We start from the raw sequence: 18591 nt of genomic DNA on the forward strand, positions 1-18591 counted from the left end.
TGTTTTCATTCGTTTTCACAGCCACTCAAATATAACAAAATATACATATGAAAGCAATTCTGTAACCGCTTTCTTTAAATATAATGCAAACCTTGTTCTTCTGCAAGAAGCCACGCCTGTTGTGCTATACTAAATTTGTTTATCGTAAATTTTATTATTAAGGAGCGCATGATGGCAGATTATACACAGCTTAACCGCGTACGCCAATGGACCAATGATCAAGGCGTTAACGTCGCGTACTTTAGCAACTTTCAGACGATTCAGTACTTAACTGGTTTTGGGTCAGACCCCATTGAACGAGTATTGGCTTTAGTGGTCTTCCCTGACCAAGATCCTTTCTTATTTTGTCCGGCATTAGAAGTTGAAGCCGTGAAAGACACCGGTTGGCCATTTGGAGTGTACGGCTACTTGGATCACGAAAACGCTTATGCCATGATCGCTGACCAAATCAAACATCGAACCGATAAAACGACCAAATGGGCAATCGAAATGGGCAATTTGACCATTGAGCGCTTCAATCAATTACATGAACAATTTCCGACATCCATGTTTGATACAGATGCCACCGACTTTATCGCCTCGTTACGAGTCATCAAAACACCGCACGAAATTGAGTTACTTAACGCAGCCGGTGCAGAAGCGGACTATGCTTTCGAAATTGGCTTCAAAGCTGTCGCAGCCGGTGTTCCTGAACAACGAGTGGCCGCTGAATTGCAGTATGCACTGATGAAGCGTGGTGTCATGAACATGAGCTTTGAAACGCTGATTCAGGCTGGCGCCCATGCAGCAGAGCCACATGGTGCAACCAGCGACCACAAAATTGAAAATAACGAGCTCGTCTTATTCGACTTAGGTACCGTTCACGACGGCTACATTTCTGATGCCTCGCGGACGGTTGCACTGGGCACGTTAAATGAAAAGCAAGCTGACATTTATAAAGTTTGTTTAGAAGCTCAGTTAGCTGCGATGGACGCTGCTAAACCAGGCATCACCGCTGCTGAGCTCGACAAAGTCGCTCGCGATATTATTGATCACGCTGGTTATGGCGAGTACTTTATTCACCGTCTTGGACACGGGATGGGTCAGTCAGAACATGAATACCCAAGCATTATGGAAGGCAACGACCTTGTCTTAACTGAAGGAATGTGCTTCTCGATTGAACCTGGCATTTATATCCCTGACGTCGCTGGTGTTCGGATCGAAGATTGTGTTCACATCACGGCAGATGGTTGTGAGCCTTTTACCCATACCAGTAAAGAATTGACTTATGTCGGTTAATCTTCAGTAGTCGCCCCACGCAAAAAGGAACTCACCTTTCCAGTGAGTTCCTTTTTGCGTGGGGTCATTTTAGTAACAAGCCCCTATTCTTCTATCAATTAACCAGCTCACCAACGGCCTCATTAAGCCTGCGTATTTGAATTGCTTTCCGTTGTTGAAGAATCGTTATCGCCAGCGTCTGAAGTGGCACTATCATCATTCGCTGAGGCAGCTGCACTACTTGTGTCTTCATCAGCCATACTTCCCGCGGCTGAGTCAACTGAATCACTGGCTGTCAGTACGATATCATCCTCATCATCGTCATCAGCATTTAACTGTGCGCGCAAAGATTCAGTTTCCGCGTCAAAGTCATCATGATCCGCAGCAAATCGATCCCGCAATGAAGCCCGGTGATCACCAAGATTGTCCGCAAAATCACGGGCGGATGCCGTAGCCGAATCAGAATAATCTCGCAGCGAATCCTTCATGTCATCCACAGCATCGGCTGCGTAAAAGGCATAGTCAACTGCCCGATCCCGTAATGCTTGATAACGTTCTAACCCTTCTTCACGCAAATGTTCCCGCTGTTCACTCGTCAATGATCGATAACCGGCATATGCCGCAGCACCGCCTAATACTAAACCTAACCAAAATCCTTTTGCCATAAGATTTCCCCACTTTCATCGAATCAAACTGCCGACTTTACACCAAAACTAATTTTTAAAACTAACTTTCGTTGGTATCCGTCCGTTTAGCATTATGTTTAGAGACCATGTGGTAAACCGAGGTTGCTGTTCTTGCTAGCGAACCAAATCGTCCCGCCCGCTGACCAGAGTTAGTCACCCGTTGCGTTAAGTCACGTGTCGCTTGGTTTAAATCTGAAACACTCTCACCAAGATCACCTGCGGCCTTGAAAACCGGATCAATCGTGGCAACTTTATGATTCACATCGTCCAATAATTCATTGGCATTACCCATAATATCTTCAACTTGTTTCGATAAAACATCCACATCACTGGTAATCACAACCATACTTCGGTTAATTTCACCAAATGTTTTGGTCAATCGCATGAGAAAGATACCGATAAAACAAACCAACAGTAAAAAGGCGATCGCCGCAATTAAACCAGCTACTTGTCCACCTGTCATATTTTGCCTCCACCTACGTTTAATTTAATGAAGCCTGTCACTTGTTACTTTTCACCAGCATACCATAAAAGTGGCTGCCGGAAAAACCGTTTTCAATAAGTGATTACTCGTCAGAAAGGTCGGTCAATGCCGTCATTTCTGCCTCACTAAGCGTAATGTTAGCTGCGGCAGCGTTGCTAAAGAAATGAGCCGCATTTGCAGTACCAGGGATTGGCAAAATGACATCAGCACGTTGCAATAACCAAGCTAATGAAATCTGAGCTGGCGTTGCATGATGGATCGCTGCAATGTTGGCCAACACCCCACCAGCCTCAGCTAATTCACCAGTAGCTAATGGGAACCAAGGAATGAACGCTAAATGATTTTCTTGGGCATAAGCTAACACGTCCTCATCACTGCGGTCAATCAAATTATATCGATTCTGAACGGATACGATCGGGACAATCTGTCTGGCGGCCTCTAATTGAGCTACACTGACTTGACTGAGGCCAATATGCTTAATTTTCCCTTCATGTTGCAAATCTGCTAGAACACCTAATTGGTCAGCTAATGGATAATCAGGGTCAATGCGATGTAACTGCACCAGATCTAACTGTTCTAACCCAAGAGAAAACAGGTTCAATTCCACTTGTTGTCGAAGATAAGCCGGATTACCTAGAACTGTCCACTGATTGGGTCCTTGTCTAGTAAAACCAACTTTAGTGGCAATCATCTTGTGCGCACCTTGGTAATTCTGCAACGCTTGTTTTAAATACAAGTTAGCAAACCAAGGACCGTAAGCATCCGCTGTGTCGATGAAATTCACATCACTATTTAATACCGCATCCACGACAGCAACGGCATTTTTTGGATCTGAATTTGGACCCCAGACCCCCTTACCGGGAAGCTGCATCGTCCCATAACCCAATCGGTTAACCACTAAGTCATCATCAAATTCAAATACTTTCTTCGTCATTTTATGTCCCCCATTGTAAAGGTTGTTGTTAACTCAGATACAATTTGACCATCGCGCGTATGAAAGTCTACTTGACACTGTTGCCCACTGACGGAAACAATTGCGAATGTGCCACCTAGTTTAGCAAATTCACCACGTGGCTGACTGACACTTCCTGGGTTCAAAAAAAGCGTGCCATCATTTTGTGCTAATCCTAACTCATGCGAGTGACCGAAAAAGACCATGGTCGCCTTTTCTTGCTTGGCAGCTAGTGCTAAGGCTGTGAGATCTAATTTGATCTGATAGCGATGTCCGTGTGTCAAGAAGATCCGCTGATTTCCCATCGGTATCAACAATTTTTTAGGATACTGCGGATCAAAATCCATATTTCCACCAACCACATGAAAAGTTTGCCATAGTGGGTCATCGGCGGGCAACTCTGAATCGCCACAATGAAACCAGCCATCAATCTGACCGGAAAACTGAGCAACTAGTTGCTCAAGAATGGCTCGATCACCGTGGCTATCACTAACAATGAGTAGTTTCATTAATCTTCCGCCCACCATGTTGGAAATTGTTCTAAAAGAGCTGCCATTGCTTGACCACGATGACTAACCTCGTTTTTTTCGGCCGTCGACATTTCAGCGAATGTCTTCTTCATGGACGGTACGTAAAACAGTGGATCATAGCCAAAGCCATCACTGCCATGAGCTTCCCGCAGAATCTGACCGCGGACATCGCCACTGACAACCAAACGCTTTCCATTCGGTTTGACGGCCACAATCGTGGTGTGAAAATTGGCGGTCCGTTCATCATCAGGAACATTAGCTAACGCCTTTAGTAGCTTTTCATTATTAGCCGCATCATCATGGTTGCCCGCATAACGAGCGGAGTGAATCCCAGGCGCCCCATTTAAGGTGTCAACTTGTAAGCCAGAATCATCAGCAATAATAGCCATCTCCACGCTCTTAGATAAAGCATCTGCTTTAATTTGCGCGTTTTCGGCAAATGAACTCCCATCCTCAGGAGGTACAGTGACACCAGGAAAGTCGGCCAATGTTAAAACCTGAATCCCTAATGGTTCTAAACGAGCTTTATACTCTGCTGCCTTACCCGCATTTTCTGTCGCAATTACAATTGTGTCCGCCATGATTAACCTCCAAAATTGACCAGTGATAGTGATTTATAACATCTCTCAAGGTGATGTTCGTTACATTAATAATGACTATTTTACCCGTAAAATTCAATCAATCACGACTTTTGATACATCCATTCCAGCTAATTCCAGCCATGATTGCGCGATGGTCTTAAACATTACCGGTGACCCGGTCGTAAAATACCGATCTTCGCCCACTTTTTGTGGCGCGGCCATCTGATAAACATCGAGAAGTTGGGCCACCCCATTAATCGTCTCCGCACCAGAATTAATTAGCGTAACCTGATCTCCCATTACATTTTGAATAAATGGAGCCAACAAGGGGTAATGGGTACAACCCAAAACCAACGTGTCGATCCGCTGATTTAACAGTGGTTGGAGCGTTTCAGCAACGATCTTCTTAGCAATTGGAGCCTGATACTCATTACTTTCGACCAGTGGCACAAACTTAGGACAAGCCAGGCTGGTTACCTTGAGATGCTTATTTTGTGCGTGAATCGTCTTGGCATAACTATCTGCTCGAACGGTACCTTCTGTGGCAATCACGCCAATATGGCCGGTCTTGGTCGCCTGAATAGCTGCTTTAGCCCCTGGCTTAATCACCCCAATTACTGGAATCGTTAAGGCCGCCTGTAAATCTGGTAAGGCCGCGGCCGTCGCCGTATTACAGGCAATGACTAACAACTTGATTGGTTGAGCTTCCAAGAAATGGACCATCTGCCACGTAAAGGCTCGCACTTGACTGGCTGGTCGCGGTCCATAAGGGAGCCGCGCCTGATCACCGATAAAACGAATCGTCTCGTTGGGTAATTGTCTTAACGCTTGTTTAACGACTGTCAAGCCACCGACACCTGAATCCATCAACCCGATTGGCAACTGCGGGTCTAACCGTGAGCGATCAATTTCTACCATTGTGCTTACTCCTTCTTACGTTACACTAAAATTCTTGAAACTAAATCATGAGCCTTTTACGGATCAATTTCAAGTTTGAACCTCTTAACAAGCTTCCTGATTTTGTATGAAGACAAACAACTTTTAAATTAATTAATTTACCAAGCAAAGCAGATGAAAGTTCCAGATTAGAACGCTATACTGAGAGTAAGACATTCGCTGAGGTGAAGATTAAGATGGATCAATCAACCTATGAAAAATTGCGCCAGCAACCTGACGTTTCCGCGCTAGGGGCTGCTTTTATGCGAGATGAAGTGCTGCCAACCATTCTCGGCACCGACCAAATGAATATTCTCTACTGGATTGGGCGCCAAGTTGCCCGTCAAAATCCATTGGCCGACGAAGTAGCCATCATAAATTTTTTTGACCAGGTCGGCTTTGGTACTCTAACGCGTACCAAACAAAACCGGCGACAACAGCAGTTCACCTTAACCGGCGCTACTGTTACGGGCCGTTTAGCTGCCAATCCTGATGCTGATTTTGATTTAGAAGCCGGCTTTTTGGCGCAACAGTTTGAGCTCATCACTGGCGCAGCAACTGAAGGAACCGTCAACGAAATTCAACATGATGGGGTCTCATTGATGATTCAAACAGATCCGAAAGACTTAATTGGTGATAGGGCCGCCAATGTTCCGACCCTATCAATTAAACCCAAATCAACTCCCCCCACGGCCGAAAATAATATTTAAAAATATAAAAAAATCGTCGGAAAATCCGACGATTTTTTTCGTTATAAAGTATCCGCTTGCCATTATTTGAATTGTTCAATATTAGTGGTAGTCGGGTCTAACTGTTGCCAGTCCGTCGAATAATACCGTGAATTGATATGGTACTTTGTCGTGGCACGTTGATTTGCTAAGAATGGTCGAACACCCTGATCGACGGCCAACCAACCGCGCCAACCTAAGTGAATCGTATCCTCCATAAAGTATGGTTCGCCACCATCATGACTCAGATCCAACACATGATTAAAGCCTTGAGTCGCCAACTGATGTTTAATTTTTGCATTAGTTTGATCAATCATATTCATGTTAAGTCCTGTGTAGTCAGCCCACTTTTGATTAATAGGTGGTAAAACAAACAACACTTCAGTATGGGTTTTAGCAAATTGATTCAAGACCAACTCAAAGTCGCTATATTCTGGTGATTGTCGATAATTCAAGTGACGCTGGGCACCCTTTAATTGCTTGATGTGTCCTCGCAATCGCGTCGAATAAAAATGATTACTGATCCCCAAATCATTATTAGTTGTGCCAGCTTGGCCTAAGCGATCGGCTGTTTGTTCCAAGGCGCTAGTGCTTTGAGAATCGGGCAATTGCTTCATTCCCCGATCAATTTTAGCAATATTATTATCCAATCCAATGTCAGAGAACAACTGGTCTTCATGGGTCAACATGAGTGCTTGAATGGATAATTGCAGCCGGTCATAATTAGACAATGCATGCCCACTGCCGACCTTTTTCAACATGCGCGTGATTGCCCGATCGGAACGCCCAGAAGGCATCGCTAACAGTCGTTTAGCCGCATAACGATCCATCGAATTATTCTGCTCTTGTTGCAACCAATCGACGGTTTGCAATTTTGAGTAGTAAAAGGCAAACGCATCCGGACGAGCACCCTTTTTAACGAACCACTGTGGCGAGATAATAAAGACAGCTTTTTTATGCTGCATTTGGGTACTAATGGTTTGCATCATATAGTACTGCGTTAAGGATTGCGTCCCCGCCGCACCTAGTAAAAACGGACGATAATTCCGATGATACTTTTCCGCTAACACAGATGGATGTAATGGATCCATTCGTGCTAATTCACTTGAACCAAAAAACGGCACGTAATGACCAGACAAGGCAGTTTTTTTAATCTGTCGTCCCTTAAAAACCTGAGGGGACAGTGAAACTGCTGCCCGTCGCTGAATTGCTGACGAAGGCTTACTAGAGTTAAGTGGCGATAACAGTAGCGCCACGAGGATGACAAATGCAACAATCACCGGCCCAATAATCAGCCACAGTCGTTTAGACGAATTCATAATTATCCGACAAGTCCTTCCACCTTGGTCACAATTTTAGCTGGGGTATCCCATTCTGTCCGTTCAAATTCGGAGACCGGAACGTTGATCCCTAGTTGGTTTTGCAATTCTAGCAGTAATTGAACTGAACCCATTGAGTCTAAAAGCCCTTCATCGAATAAGTTGGTGTCCATTGCGTCAGACACATCACTCCCTGTTAAATCGTTTAAAATATCAATCACTGTTGCTTTTACATCCATGATAAAGCGCTCCTTTATTTGCTCTTATGCAATTTTATTTAAACCAAAGTTTGTTGAGAAAACCTGAGAATAATAAGAAACTGACACAAACTGTATTAAACGTTAGAAAAATTGCGAAGGCTTCCGTCAGTTTATTGTGTGGAATCGCCGCTTGATGTTTCTTCTTAAATCTTAACCACCAGTCATTGATCACTAAACCTGATCCTTGGTAGATCCCATAAGCAATATAATACCAAGTGACCCCATGCCAAAATCCCATGATCAACATGTTTAAAACATAGGCCACATTACTGGTTGTGACACGGCTCTTAAAGATTTTTTTCTTCATCATCATGAAGACTAGTCGCATAAAGATAAAATCTCGGAACCAAAAAGATAACGTCATATGCCAACGATTCCAGAAATCCTTCAAGTTCTTAGACCGGAACGGCTGGTTAAAGTTCATTGGCGTTTCAATCCCCATCAGGTAGGATATCCCAACGGCGAAGAGCGAATAACCGGCAAAGTCAAAGAACAGATCCATCGAGTACGTATACATATACCCGACCAGTGGCCAAGAGAAGCCATGACCCCCATAACGCATGGTCATTAAATCCATTCGCGGCAACAGAACACTGCCAAACAGATAGGCTAGTAAGAACTTGTATAAGAAACCTAAGAATAGGTAATGCACAGCTTTTTCGATCATGCCTAGATATTTCTGACGATCTGGGACAACCTGATAATCATCTAACCACCGCCGATAACGATCAATCGGCCCAGATGAAATTGTTGGCATAAAAAGCAGAAATTCAATAAATAGCAGTGGATGGAAATCCTTAATCAATCCATCGCGCATCTCCATAATCATGCCGACGGTTTTAAAGGTTAGATAGCTAATACCTAAAAACCCAAACAACGATGACTGACCAGCTGCTACGGCCGGCGTAATCTTGACAAAAGATAACGGGATGATGCTTAACACAACTGCCAAATAAAAGACCCAACCTTGGTTAAATCGTTTTCGATAGGCCATGTAACCGCCAACCATCAACCATTCCCAAAGCACGAAGCCAATCAGTGCGATACCTTGCTGCCATTTAGCCCCGTCAAACATCAAAAAGATGAAGACCAAGGACACGAGACTTTGATACCAACGCCAGCGATGCCCATGATACAAGCCGATCATGAGCGGGATTAATCCAATAATCAAGTAAACAAAGTATTGGGGATTCCCATATGGTTCTAAATTAATCATGCTGGGTTCACCTCAGCAATAATGGACTTAATATCAACTTTGCCGTTAGCTGTTAATGGCAAACTCTCCTGATAAATAAAGCGGTTTGGAATCATATATTCCATCATGACGTCCTTAAGTTCCCGTTTGATGGCAGTTGTTCGTTGCAAATCGCTAGCAAATTCGTCGGATGGTTCTGGAACCACGTAAGCCCACAGTTGATTAACCTTATGATTAGCATCGTACTTTGGCACTGCTACCGCTTGTTTAATCCAACGGTTCGCGTCCAAGTAATGGTTAACCTCTTCGAGTTCAATTCGATAACCGTGCAACTTAATTTGAAAATCGATACGGCCTAGATAATGCAACATCCCAGCTTCATCCAGAAAACCCAGATCACCAGAATGATAGGCTGGCCGCCCATCTTCTTTGAAGAACGCCCGTTGCGTTTTAGCTGGATTATTTAAATAACCTTTGGAGACACTCGGCCCGCTGATGACAATCTCACCTTGTTGCCCATCTGGAAGTTGTTGCCCATCTTCGTCAATAATGCGAATCTGAGTATCACCTTTAACCGTCCCAATTGGGAGCCGCCCTTTTTGAATCAAAGCATCGGTAATCTCTACACCGGTGACCGCAACCGTCGTTTCTGTCGGGCCATACGTGTTAAAAATATGCGCATGTGGGAACCGTTGCCGCAAATTTGTAGCTGTTGAAGTCGTTAATTCTTCACCACAAAACAGGAAGTGCGTTAAATCCGGTAGATGCGCCTCATCAAAGGTTGGTTCTAATAAACAAATATCAGCAAACGATGGGGTGGCAACAAATACATTCATCGCCAATTTAGGTAATGTCGCAAATAACTGACGAAAATCATCAGTAATTCGTTTTGGTAATGCAGCCAGTGTGCCACCTAATGCTAACGTGGGAGCCCAATCCATCACTGATAAATCAAACGAAAAAGGCGGTTGGGCCATTGTGACTGGGTTAACCGGCAGTCTGAAGTCATCGTCGATCATCCAATTGACAAAACTCAATAAATTATTATGGCTGACTTGAACCCCTTTTGGCATGCCTGTCGTGCCGGACGTAAAAATAATGTAATAGTTGTCGTCACCACTCACCGCATGCGTTAATTCATAGGCAACATCGGTCGTCGCCAACAGTTGATCTAAACGTGCTCCAGTTAAAATCGGCACATTATCTAATTCAACGGGTAAAGCATCAACGGCGATAACCGCTGCTGGCTTAGCAATCTCATTAATCATGGTCAGTCGATCATTAGGTGAATGCGTATCAACTGGAATATAAGCGTGTCCTGCCTTAACCGCGCCTAAGAAACTGGCGATCATGGCAAACTGTTGTCCACCAAAAACAATGATGGGCGCGCCATCAGGCAGTTGCATGTCATCCAATGTTTGGGCAATCGTGTCTGAAGCCTGTTTTAATTCCAAATAAGTATGAGTCGTCCCCAACTCGTTATAAACCACTGCATCTGGACTGGTGGCGGCCCAGTTGTCGATGGTGGTAATCATATTATCGATCATAAGAAATCCTCCGTTTATCAAACACTAAAATTCGTTGTAGATAAATTTACTTTGATTAACTCCCGAATAACTGTACAGATATAACAGCAGAAAAAAGACTACAAAGTAAAATGCGGTTCGTAAGATAAACGTCACCCATGGTTGTGCTAACCACAGTTTAATCTTTGCCATGCAATATACGCCTCCACTTATGCCAATACAGTCAGTATAGAAGCTTTTTCCGAAAGGATTGGTAAAAAAAACCTTAAGAGTTGATTGATATCAATCAAAGGCTCTCTAATAGCATACCAGAAAGTCCACAAAAAAACCCCTAACCCTTACTGAGAAGGATTAGGAGTACCCGGCCGCGGGGTAACAGCTGGCTAGGCCGTATACTGCGCCAAAGTTTTTTCAATTTGTTCTTTACTGTGATAACCCACTAAGGTATCTACCACAGCGCCGTCTTTTTTCACAATCAAGGTCGGAATGCCCATGATACCAAATTTAGCCGGAGTGTCTTGATTCTCATCCACATCCATCTTACTAAACGAGACCTTCTCACCCATTTCATCAGCTAATTGTTCAACAACTGGTGATTGCATCTTACATGGGCCACACCAAGTCGCCCAGAAATCAGTAACGCTAACCCCAGTGTTGGTGTCGGCTTCAAAAGTCTGATCTGTTGTTTCTTTAACTGTCATATCGACGGCCTCCATATTCACTAACTTTTTGTTCGTAATCAAAGTGTACGCTTTTTTATAAATGTTGCAACGAATTTGCCCGCCGCGTGTGCGTAAGATCAATTTGGATCTGCGGTACATAAGATCTGAGTTTCGCAAGCACGCTTACAAAAACGATTAACGCAGCTTAACCACTGTGGCTCCATCTCCACCCGCGTTAGCTGGCGCAAAGCCAAAGCTTGCCACTCGCGGATTACTCTGGAGATATTGGGTGACGCCCTGGCGTAAAGCTCCCGTCCCTTTGCCGTGAACAATCGTCACCTCACCAAGGTTGGCTAATAACGCCGAATCGATGAAGCGATCCACTTCAGCCATCGCAGCGTCATAACGTTTTCCACGCAAATCTAACTGAGCTTGTGCCCGCGCACCAATGTTGCTGTGAACTACAGTACGGGCGGTACGTTGTTGCCGCTCGTTAACAGTTGGGGCGCTAGACTTTTCTAAGTCGCGTTCATCAACCTTCATCTTCAGCGCCCCTAACTGAACTTCCCATTCATGAGTGTTGGTCTGTCGATTTAACACGCCATGTTGTCCATAGGATTTAACAACCACATTATCGCCGGGATGGAAATCATGCTTTTTCCGTTCTCGAGCTAACACTTTATTATTAGCCAAGGTAGGATCTTGCCTCAATGCATTAAGACGTCCCTGGGCATCAATCAATTCGTTTTCTTGGACGCCTGCTCCTTGCTTAACTTCCAACTGTCGCAAATGATGGATGATCTTATCGGACTGCTTTTTGGCATCCGCTACAATGTGATTTGCCTCTTGCTTCGCCACATCCAGTTGGTGCGTCTTTTGTTCTGTAAACCGGTCAAACTGCTGAACAAGTTCTTCATGCAAGGTCGTGGCAGACGACAATTGTTGATCGAGTTCTTCCGCAGTTTCGGTCACCCGCCGCCGTTGTTCCACCAAATCGCCAATCATTGCATTAAGGTCTTGACTATTTTGACTGGTCAATGAACGAGCTGCTGCAATGATATCTGATCGTAGGCCCAACCGTTGCGAAATCTCTAAAGCATTCGAACGCCCTGGAATCCCCAATAAAAGTCGATAAGTAGGTTGCAACGTCTCCGCATCAAACTCCATACTAGCATTCGTCGTTCTCGGGCGGTCATAACCATAAGCCTTTAGCTCTGGATAATGAGTCGTGGCCACGATGTCAGTTCCAATCGCACCGAAAGCGTCCAAGATGGCGATCGCCAAGGCGGCACCTTCTTTGGGATCCGTCCCAGCACCAATTTCATCAACCAAAACTAGGCTAGTCGCTGTTGCCTGATCTAAAATTGTGATCAGATTATCCATGTGAGAACTAAAGGTGCTTAACGACTGTTCAATCGATTGTTCATCCCCAATATCCGCAAAGACGTTATCAAACACGGCCACTGTACTATCCTCAAAGGCGGGAATGAACAGACCAGATTGAGCCATCAGTTGTGTTAAACCCAGTGTTTTTAAGGTGATCGTTTTCCCACCTGTGTTAGGCCCTGTGATAATGATCGCATCATAATCTGCACCTAGGCTGATATCATTGGCAACTGCCGTTTGGGGATCTAACAAAGGATGCCATGCTTGACGGAGATTAACTTGCCCTTCTTGACTCAATAACGGTTCACTGGCATTGAGTTGTTTAGCATAAGTGGCCTTGGCATTAACAAAATCGAGATGTCCCAGTACTTGCGCGTTTGCCATGATCTCTTCACGATGTGGCGCCAAAATAGCGGACAACTCTTGTAAAATACGCGCTTCTTCATTACGTTCTTGAACCTGACTTTGGCGTAATCGATTATTTAAATCAACGACATCTTCAGGTTCAACATAGAGGGTTTGTCCCGATTGACTCTCATCGTGAACAACGCCGCCAAAACGACTACGATACTCTGTTTTAACCGGGACAACATAGCGATCATTACGCATCGTAATAATCGGTTCACTCAAATATTTAGCTTGCTTACCGCGAACATAGTTTTGCATCCGGGAACGGATCAAATCTTCGGTACTTTTAATTCGTGACCGAATCGCGGCCAAGTCCTCACTAGCTGCGTCACTCACACGGCCATCCGGTTCGATTGCCGTATTCAGTCGCTTAGTTAAGTCAGGTAATGTCACGATCCGGTGAGCCACATAATCTAATCGTCGCAAAGTTAACTTATCCTCAGCCAATTGATTAAAAAAGTCTCGTGTTGCGGCGGCGGTTTGTAAAACCTTGCCCACAGCCGCTAATTCGGACCCATTTAACGCAGCATCAATGGCTAACCGTTTCATATGTGGCGTCAAATCAGCTAATTCAGGTAAAGGAATGCCTCCCTTTAATCGCAGTAAATCTGCGCCGTCTTTTGTCTCATCTAACCAGGTTTGAATGATTTGGGGATCAGTAGCTGGCTGTAGTGCTGCTAGCTCCTGCCGACCACCAGGTGACGTCAACATTCCTGTCAATTTTGCCTTCACTTTATCAAATTCGAGGGTTTTTAACCCACGTTTATTCATCAATTTTCTTCATTCCTTTAATTTATCGAGTTAACCACCACTGGTAAATCTGTTCCGACAACAGTGGGGTCTGGTGTAAAATCCACTGGCAAATGGGCGCTGTAGCGATCTGTTGATGTAGCCAAGCTGACGGCCATACAGACGCAACCGCAAGGCCAAAAAAAATCAACCCGTACATTAAACAACCGGCAATAATGGCCCCAGCGAACGCATTGATCCCGTGGATGACCGGCAAATGAGTAAACAGATTCAATGACCGCATCACAAAGTGTAACAACACAAACCCAACAATCAGCAGGCCCCAAAAGGCAATACCGCTGGCCCAAAAATGATTGACTTGGGTACTCAGAAGTTGATCGTTGACGCTGTGCTGATGGTTTGTTGGCAACCAAGTCTGAATCATGGCCGACACGCTTGGCGTTAGGATCTTAGCGACTATCAAAACGACCAGATAGCCAATGGTTGAAACTAGTTCGGCCACAAAACCGCGTCGATATCCGCGTCCCAATGCGCTTAATAATAGAAAAATAACAATCAGCGATAAAATCATAGTTTCATTCCCTACTTACAATAAATAGTATGCTTCACCCAAACGGCGCTGTACTCCAAAATGGAATACAGCGCCGTTGACGTCATTGTTAACCACTAGGATAGGTTAGAATCTTCATCCAAAAATGTATTTAACATTTCTTCAACCATATCCCATTCAGCGTCATCTTCAATCGGTGAAAGTTCACCTTCCGTTGAACCTTCTTCCTCTGGATCGAAGGCGTACGCCTGGATATCAACTTCTTCATCTTCAGCTGCATCAGCTGGATAGAGCAAGATATATGACTTACCGTAATCTTCCGAAGTAAAGGTAAACAAGACATTGTATAACGTTTCGTTGCCCTGGTTATCCACCAACGTAATTTGTTGTTCATCTTGGTTATTTGTGTCTGCCATGTTTTGCCTACTTTCTTAGTTACTCAAGTTATTATGCTAACTGGGTCAATTTACCATGGGCATCCAGATAATTTTGTAAAATCAGAGCCGCCGCAATTTTATCAATCACTTGCTTACGTTTACGTCGTGATGTGTCGGCCTGTTCGATCAACATTCGTTCTGCCTCAACCGTGGTTAAGCGCTCATCAATGAAATCAACAGGTAACTTAAAACGTTCGGTCAATAATTCACCATAGTGTTGAGCGGCCTCGGCACGAGGGCCTAACGAGTTGTTCATATTCTTAGGTAATCCGAGGACGAATCCACCGGCCTGTAAACTCGTGACTAACTCGCCAATTCGATCCAAGCCAAACTCTCCGGCGGCCTCATCAATCCTGACGATTTCAACGCCTTGAGCTGTCCACCCGAAGGCATCACTAATCGCCACACCAACCGTCTTTGAGCCTACATCAAGTCCCATTAATTTCATTTAGCCGCTGGCCCCGCATTCAAGTATGCTCGAACCAGTTCTTCAATGATCTCATCACGCTCATGTTTGCGAATTAAATTTCGCGCATCGTTTAGGCGTGGAATGTAGGCTGGATCCCCGGACAATAAATATCCAACAATTTGATTAATTGGATTATAGCCCTTTTCTTCTAGTGCTTGATAAACCGTTGTGAGGGTCTCACGCACATCTTTTTGTTGTTGATTGTCGAAATCAAAAAACATGGTCTTGTCTGTGGTCCCCATCTACATTCCCTCCATGATTGGTTTTTCCGGCTTGTTTTCGCTAATAAATCCTGATTGACTTTGGTCGATAACACACTCCGACTGATACCTATTCTACTGAATCAGACGTCAAATAACAATTATCTTGAGCGTTGTAACGATTTTGAAAGATTCAAGGCTCACGAATTAAACAACGCCATCACCTTCAATAAATTGAAGATAATGACGTCATTGAAACGCTGTAAACATTCAAACCTAATTACTTAATCGCGTCGACCAACCAATGCTTAGCTTGAGTTAAAGCCGTGTCGATCCCTTCCGGATTTTTACCGCCGGCTTGAGCCATATCCGGACGACCACCACCACCACCGTTGATGGCCGGTGCAATCGCTTTAATTAAATCGCCAGCTTTGATCCCAGTCTTCACTAAATTCGGTGCGACGGCTACTAACAAGTTAGCTTTACCGTCCGCAGCCGTCGCTAAGACTAACACATCAGAAGGCAAGGATTGCTTCCAATCATCTGCCAATTGACGTAATTGACCCATACCAGCGACCTGAACAGCTTGGGCAATGACTTTAGCGCCATTAATTTCCTCAATATTAGTAAAGGCATTGGCTGCTTGTTGGGACGCCATTTTCGCTTGTAACGCTGTTTGTTCATTCTCCAACTGCTTAATGTCAGTCTGCAACGCAGCCACTTTATGCGGCACCTCTTTGACTTGTTGTGACTTCACTAAATCAGCCGTCTGTTGCAAAAGTACTTCTTCATTATTCAAGAAATCGAAGGCTTCTGCTGCCGTTACTGCTTCAATACGGCGAACACCGGCACCAACCCCAGTTTCAGAAACAATCTTGAACAACCCGATTTCATTAGTGTTAGCGACATGATCGCCACCACAAAATTCAACGTTGAAATCACCCATTGACACAACGCGGACTGTTTTCCCGTATTTTTCCGAAAACATCGCGATCGCACCCATTTTTTTCGCGGTTGCTAAATCCGTCTCCACTGTCTTCACAGTCAATTCGGCAAAGATTTGGTCATTAACCATCTGTTCAACTTTGCGCAGATCTGCCTGAGTGACTTGACCAAAATGCGTGAAGTCAAAACGCAGATAGTTGGGTTCCACTAACGATCCGGCTTGACTCGTGTGATCACCTAATACATTGCGCAAAGATTGGTCCAGTAAATGCGTCGCCGAATGATTCTTCTCAATCTTGCGATGACGCATCTGATTCACAATCAACTTATAAGTGGCATTTTTCTTCAGTGTACCAGTCAATTTAACCGTATGCAGATTTTGACCATTCGGTGCATGCTGCACATCGGTCACTTCAGCAACTTCATTACCATCTTCATCAAGGACCGTGCCAGTATCAGCAACCTGACCACCCATTTCCGCATAGAATGGTGTTTGATCGAAAATCAATTCGGCCGTTTCATTCTTCTCTTTGGCCTCATCGACAAGTGCCTCATTAACGATGATATCCATTAATTTAGCGTGATCGACTGTCAATTGCGTGTAACCCACGTATTGGCTTGGTGTCTTGATATCGGTCAATAACGCACGCTGAACACCCATCGATTTCGCTGAAGACCGTGCATTACGAGCTCGCTGACGCTGTTCTTCCATAGCGGCCTTGAAGCCGGCTTGATCAACACCCAAGCCTTCGTCACTCGCATACTCAGTCGTCAACTCAATTGGAAAACCATACGTATCAAACAACTTGAACGCGTCTGTACCCGCTAATTGCGTGTTTCCTGCCGCCTTCGTTGCTGCGATTGTATCATTCAATAAGGACAGACCAGTGTCTAACGTCACGTTAAAGCGATCTTCTTCTGAATGAATAACACCGGCAATGTAATCAGCTTGTTCCAAAACCTCTGGATAATGGCTTTGCATAATTTTTCCGACCACCGGAACCAATTGATACAAAAAGGCTTCGTTAATCCCGAGCTTTTTACCATTTAAAATTGCCCGTCGAATCAAGCGCCGAATGACGTATCCGCGACCTTCGTTGGAAGGTAACGCACCGTCGCCAATCGCGAACGTCACCGCCCGTGCATGATCGGCAATGATTTTAAAGGACACATCATCGGCTGCATTATCGCCATAATGTTTCCCATCAGACAACTGTTCCGTGGCGCGAATAATTGGTAAAAATAGATCCGTTTCAAAATTAGTTTTGGCGTGTTGAAAGACGGAAACTAAGCGTTCCAATCCCATGCCAGTATCAATGTTTTTATGTGGTAGTGGTTCATAAGTGCCTTCAGGTGTGTGATTAAATTGTGAAAACACGATGTTCCATATTTCTAAGTAACGTTCGTTTTCACCACCAGGATAATTTTCAGGATCATCTTCGGCAACATTGTTCATTGCCTGACCGCGATCGTAAAAAATTTCTGAATCAGGACCAGAAGGGCCCTGACCGATATCCCAAAAGTTATCTTCGGCAGCCAAGATGTGATCAGGAGCCACACCTGCATCTAACCACTGTTCCTTGGCATCGTTGTCCTTAGGATAAACTGTGATATACAACTTATCAGGATCAAAGCCAAACCACTGATCACCGGTTAATAATTCCCACGCCCAGTGAATGGCTTCCGGTTTAAAGTAGTCCCCCACTGAGAAGTTACCTAACATTTCAAATAAGGTATGGTGCCGAGCTGTCCGTCCGACATTTTCAATATCATTAGTTCGAATACTCTTTTGTGAACTAGTCATCCGCGGATTATCTGGCACAACGGAGCCATCAAAATATTTCTTCATCGTGGCCACCCCAGAGTTGATCCACAGTAAGGTCGGGTCATCGACGGGAACTAATGAGGCACTAGGCATGATTTTGTGACCATGCTGTTCAAAAAAGTCCAGATACATTTGGCGAATCTGACTACTTGATAATTCTTTCATAGCATTCCTTTCATGAAGCTTGCCCCAACAAAAACAACACCGCTGCCTGCAAAGACGGCTCAATAGCCGCGGTTCCACTTTGCTTGCAACGATGTTGATCGTTAACCTCTCACTCATAACGCCGAGTCGCGTGTTGGTTAAACAAGATTTTGTGTAATTTTACTGTGAGGGAGCGCGCTGATGCTTCATTCGTCCTTCTCACCAACCAGGGCGTCGCTGAAAGTGTCACATCATTGCATATCCTCGACGTCCAACAGTATAGCATTGTCCGGGTCTGACAAGCAAGCCTGATCTAGGTCCGGATTGCATGCTTAAAATCTTCAATTAGTGCAGATCAAGC

General features: G+C 44.6%; 20 protein-coding genes. 2 read left to right on the forward strand and 18 right to left on the reverse strand.

The annotated features are described in order from the left end of the window. Nucleotides 1-171 precede the first annotated feature (171 nt). Complete coding sequence (locus tag ACYQ0Y_RS03425; RefSeq protein WP_407883551.1) at nucleotides 172-1278, forward strand: M24 family metallopeptidase; 1107 nt, start codon at nucleotides 172-174, stop codon at nucleotides 1276-1278. Between the two features lie 122 nt (nucleotides 1279-1400). Here the strand turns inward: ACYQ0Y_RS03425 and ACYQ0Y_RS03430 are convergent, their stop codons facing one another. The 6 genes from ACYQ0Y_RS03430 to racE all read right to left on the reverse strand — a co-directional run bounded on the left by ACYQ0Y_RS03430 (nucleotide 1401) and on the right by racE (nucleotide 5408). After that, the gene (locus ACYQ0Y_RS03430) at nucleotides 1401-1922 is read right to left on the reverse strand and encodes a hypothetical protein (protein WP_407883553.1); all 522 of its coding nucleotides are present in this window, start codon (nucleotides 1920-1922) and stop codon (nucleotides 1401-1403) included. A gap of 61 nt (nucleotides 1923-1983) precedes the next feature. Beyond that, the gene (locus ACYQ0Y_RS03435; protein ID WP_407883555.1) at nucleotides 1984-2406 is read right to left on the reverse strand and encodes a DUF948 domain-containing protein; all 423 of its coding nucleotides are present in this window, start codon (nucleotides 2404-2406) and stop codon (nucleotides 1984-1986) included. A 103-nt stretch (nucleotides 2407-2509) separates the two neighbouring features. Beyond that, complete coding sequence (locus tag ACYQ0Y_RS03440) at nucleotides 2510-3361, reverse strand: aldo/keto reductase (RefSeq protein ID WP_407883556.1); 852 nt, start codon at nucleotides 3359-3361, stop codon at nucleotides 2510-2512. Next, nucleotides 3358-3888 (reverse strand): metallophosphoesterase, encoded by a 531-nt coding sequence (locus ACYQ0Y_RS03445; RefSeq protein ID WP_407883558.1) that lies wholly within the window; start codon nucleotides 3886-3888, stop codon nucleotides 3358-3360. Before ACYQ0Y_RS03445 ends, ACYQ0Y_RS03440 begins: the two co-directional genes overlap by 4 nt. Next, a complete protein-coding gene (locus ACYQ0Y_RS03450) occupies nucleotides 3888-4490 on the reverse strand; it encodes an XTP/dITP diphosphatase (protein ID WP_407883560.1) in 603 nt (200 codons plus the stop codon). Before ACYQ0Y_RS03450 ends, ACYQ0Y_RS03445 begins: the two co-directional genes overlap by 1 nt. 93 nt (nucleotides 4491-4583) lie before the next feature. Further along, entirely contained in the window at nucleotides 4584-5408 is an 825-nt protein-coding gene (racE, locus tag ACYQ0Y_RS03455) for a glutamate racemase (RefSeq protein WP_407883562.1), read from the reverse strand. Nucleotides 5409-5623: 215 nt separating this feature from the next. Between racE and ACYQ0Y_RS03460 the strand changes: the two genes are divergently transcribed. After that, entirely contained in the window at nucleotides 5624-6136 is a 513-nt protein-coding gene (locus tag ACYQ0Y_RS03460) for a DUF2507 domain-containing protein (RefSeq protein ID WP_407883564.1), read from the forward strand. Nucleotides 6137-6198: 62 nt separating this feature from the next. Here the strand turns inward: ACYQ0Y_RS03460 and dltD are convergent, their stop codons facing one another. The 12 genes from dltD to alaS all read right to left on the reverse strand — a co-directional run bounded on the left by dltD (nucleotide 6199) and on the right by alaS (nucleotide 18251). Further along, nucleotides 6199-7473 (reverse strand): D-alanyl-lipoteichoic acid biosynthesis protein DltD, encoded by a 1275-nt coding sequence (gene dltD, locus ACYQ0Y_RS03465; protein ID WP_407883566.1) that lies wholly within the window; start codon nucleotides 7471-7473, stop codon nucleotides 6199-6201. A gap of 2 nt (nucleotides 7474-7475) precedes the next feature. Further along, entirely contained in the window at nucleotides 7476-7712 is a 237-nt protein-coding gene (gene dltC, locus ACYQ0Y_RS03470; protein WP_407883568.1) for a D-alanine--poly(phosphoribitol) ligase subunit DltC, read from the reverse strand. Between the two features lie 34 nt (nucleotides 7713-7746). Beyond that, nucleotides 7747-8949 (reverse strand): D-alanyl-lipoteichoic acid biosynthesis protein DltB, encoded by a 1203-nt coding sequence (gene dltB, locus ACYQ0Y_RS03475; RefSeq protein ID WP_407883570.1) that lies wholly within the window; start codon nucleotides 8947-8949, stop codon nucleotides 7747-7749. After that, entirely contained in the window at nucleotides 8946-10475 is a 1530-nt protein-coding gene (gene dltA, locus ACYQ0Y_RS03480; protein ID WP_407883572.1) for a D-alanine--poly(phosphoribitol) ligase subunit DltA, read from the reverse strand. The genes dltB and dltA overlap by 4 nt, the downstream gene beginning before the upstream one ends. A 24-nt stretch (nucleotides 10476-10499) precedes the next feature. Next, nucleotides 10500-10646 (reverse strand): teichoic acid D-Ala incorporation-associated protein DltX, encoded by a 147-nt coding sequence (locus tag ACYQ0Y_RS03485; RefSeq protein ID WP_407883574.1) that lies wholly within the window; start codon nucleotides 10644-10646, stop codon nucleotides 10500-10502. Nucleotides 10647-10837: 191 nt separating this feature from the next. Continuing rightward, nucleotides 10838-11155, reverse strand: a complete 318-nt coding sequence (trxA, locus tag ACYQ0Y_RS03490; RefSeq protein ID WP_407883576.1) for a thioredoxin — start codon at nucleotides 11153-11155, stop codon at nucleotides 10838-10840. A gap of 156 nt (nucleotides 11156-11311) precedes the next feature. Further along, nucleotides 11312-13681 carry an endonuclease MutS2 gene (locus tag ACYQ0Y_RS03495; RefSeq protein ID WP_407883578.1) on the reverse strand — a complete coding sequence of 790 codons (2370 nt, stop codon included), beginning with the start codon at nucleotides 13679-13681 and terminating at the stop codon, nucleotides 11312-11314. A 22-nt stretch (nucleotides 13682-13703) separates the two neighbouring features. Beyond that, on the reverse strand, nucleotides 13704-14231 hold the full coding sequence (locus ACYQ0Y_RS03500; protein WP_407883580.1) for a CvpA family protein: 528 nt from the start codon (nucleotides 14229-14231) through the stop codon (nucleotides 13704-13706). 95 nt (nucleotides 14232-14326) lie between these two features. Continuing rightward, nucleotides 14327-14626: a DUF1292 domain-containing protein gene (locus ACYQ0Y_RS03505; protein WP_407883582.1), complete on the reverse strand. Its 300-nt coding sequence runs from the start codon at nucleotides 14624-14626 to the stop codon at nucleotides 14327-14329. Between the two features lie 31 nt (nucleotides 14627-14657). Continuing rightward, nucleotides 14658-15095 carry a Holliday junction resolvase RuvX gene (gene ruvX, locus ACYQ0Y_RS03510; RefSeq protein WP_407883584.1) on the reverse strand — a complete coding sequence of 146 codons (438 nt, stop codon included), beginning with the start codon at nucleotides 15093-15095 and terminating at the stop codon, nucleotides 14658-14660. Continuing rightward, entirely contained in the window at nucleotides 15092-15358 is a 267-nt protein-coding gene (locus tag ACYQ0Y_RS03515) for an IreB family regulatory phosphoprotein (protein WP_407883586.1), read from the reverse strand. Before ACYQ0Y_RS03515 ends, ruvX begins: the two co-directional genes overlap by 4 nt. A gap of 238 nt (nucleotides 15359-15596) precedes the next feature. Beyond that, nucleotides 15597-18251 carry an alanine--tRNA ligase gene (gene alaS, locus ACYQ0Y_RS03520; protein WP_407883588.1) on the reverse strand — a complete coding sequence of 885 codons (2655 nt, stop codon included), beginning with the start codon at nucleotides 18249-18251 and terminating at the stop codon, nucleotides 15597-15599. Nucleotides 18252-18591 lie beyond the last annotated feature (340 nt).

The sequence above is a fragment of the Furfurilactobacillus curtus genome, from assembly GCF_054657915.1.

What these genes read in the sequence shown, in the direction of transcription:
- ACYQ0Y_RS03425 (WP_407883551.1), top strand. Translation starts at nt 172, where the DNA reads ATGGCAGATTATACACAGCTTAACCGCGTACGCCAATGGACCAATGAT.
- ACYQ0Y_RS03430 (WP_407883553.1), bottom strand. Translation starts at nt 1,922, where the DNA reads ATGGCAAAAGGATTTTGGTTAGGTTTAGTATTAGGCGGTGCTGCGGCA.
- ACYQ0Y_RS03435 (WP_407883555.1), bottom strand. Translation starts at nt 2,406, where the DNA reads ATGACAGGTGGACAAGTAGCTGGTTTAATTGCGGCGATCGCCTTTTTA.
- ACYQ0Y_RS03440 (WP_407883556.1), bottom strand. Translation starts at nt 3,361, where the DNA reads ATGACGAAGAAAGTATTTGAATTTGATGATGACTTAGTGGTTAACCGA.
- ACYQ0Y_RS03445 (WP_407883558.1), bottom strand. Translation starts at nt 3,888, where the DNA reads ATGAAACTACTCATTGTTAGTGATAGCCACGGTGATCGAGCCATTCTT.
- ACYQ0Y_RS03450 (WP_407883560.1), bottom strand. Translation starts at nt 4,490, where the DNA reads ATGGCGGACACAATTGTAATTGCGACAGAAAATGCGGGTAAGGCAGCA.
- racE (WP_407883562.1), bottom strand. Translation starts at nt 5,408, where the DNA reads ATGGTAGAAATTGATCGCTCACGGTTAGACCCGCAGTTGCCAATCGGG.
- ACYQ0Y_RS03460 (WP_407883564.1), top strand. Translation starts at nt 5,624, where the DNA reads ATGGATCAATCAACCTATGAAAAATTGCGCCAGCAACCTGACGTTTCC.
- dltD (WP_407883566.1), bottom strand. Translation starts at nt 7,473, where the DNA reads ATGAATTCGTCTAAACGACTGTGGCTGATTATTGGGCCGGTGATTGTT.
- dltC (WP_407883568.1), bottom strand. Translation starts at nt 7,712, where the DNA reads ATGGATGTAAAAGCAACAGTGATTGATATTTTAAACGATTTAACAGGG.
- dltB (WP_407883570.1), bottom strand. Translation starts at nt 8,949, where the DNA reads ATGATTAATTTAGAACCATATGGGAATCCCCAATACTTTGTTTACTTG.
- dltA (WP_407883572.1), bottom strand. Translation starts at nt 10,475, where the DNA reads ATGATCGATAATATGATTACCACCATCGACAACTGGGCCGCCACCAGT.
- ACYQ0Y_RS03485 (WP_407883574.1), bottom strand. Translation starts at nt 10,646, where the DNA reads ATGGCAAAGATTAAACTGTGGTTAGCACAACCATGGGTGACGTTTATC.
- trxA (WP_407883576.1), bottom strand. Translation starts at nt 11,155, where the DNA reads ATGACAGTTAAAGAAACAACAGATCAGACTTTTGAAGCCGACACCAAC.
- ACYQ0Y_RS03495 (WP_407883578.1), bottom strand. Translation starts at nt 13,681, where the DNA reads ATGAATAAACGTGGGTTAAAAACCCTCGAATTTGATAAAGTGAAGGCA.
- ACYQ0Y_RS03500 (WP_407883580.1), bottom strand. Translation starts at nt 14,231, where the DNA reads ATGATTTTATCGCTGATTGTTATTTTTCTATTATTAAGCGCATTGGGA.
- ACYQ0Y_RS03505 (WP_407883582.1), bottom strand. Translation starts at nt 14,626, where the DNA reads ATGGCAGACACAAATAACCAAGATGAACAACAAATTACGTTGGTGGAT.
- ruvX (WP_407883584.1), bottom strand. Translation starts at nt 15,095, where the DNA reads ATGAAATTAATGGGACTTGATGTAGGCTCAAAGACGGTTGGTGTGGCG.
- ACYQ0Y_RS03515 (WP_407883586.1), bottom strand. Translation starts at nt 15,358, where the DNA reads ATGGGGACCACAGACAAGACCATGTTTTTTGATTTCGACAATCAACAA.
- alaS (WP_407883588.1), bottom strand. Translation starts at nt 18,251, where the DNA reads ATGAAAGAATTATCAAGTAGTCAGATTCGCCAAATGTATCTGGACTTT.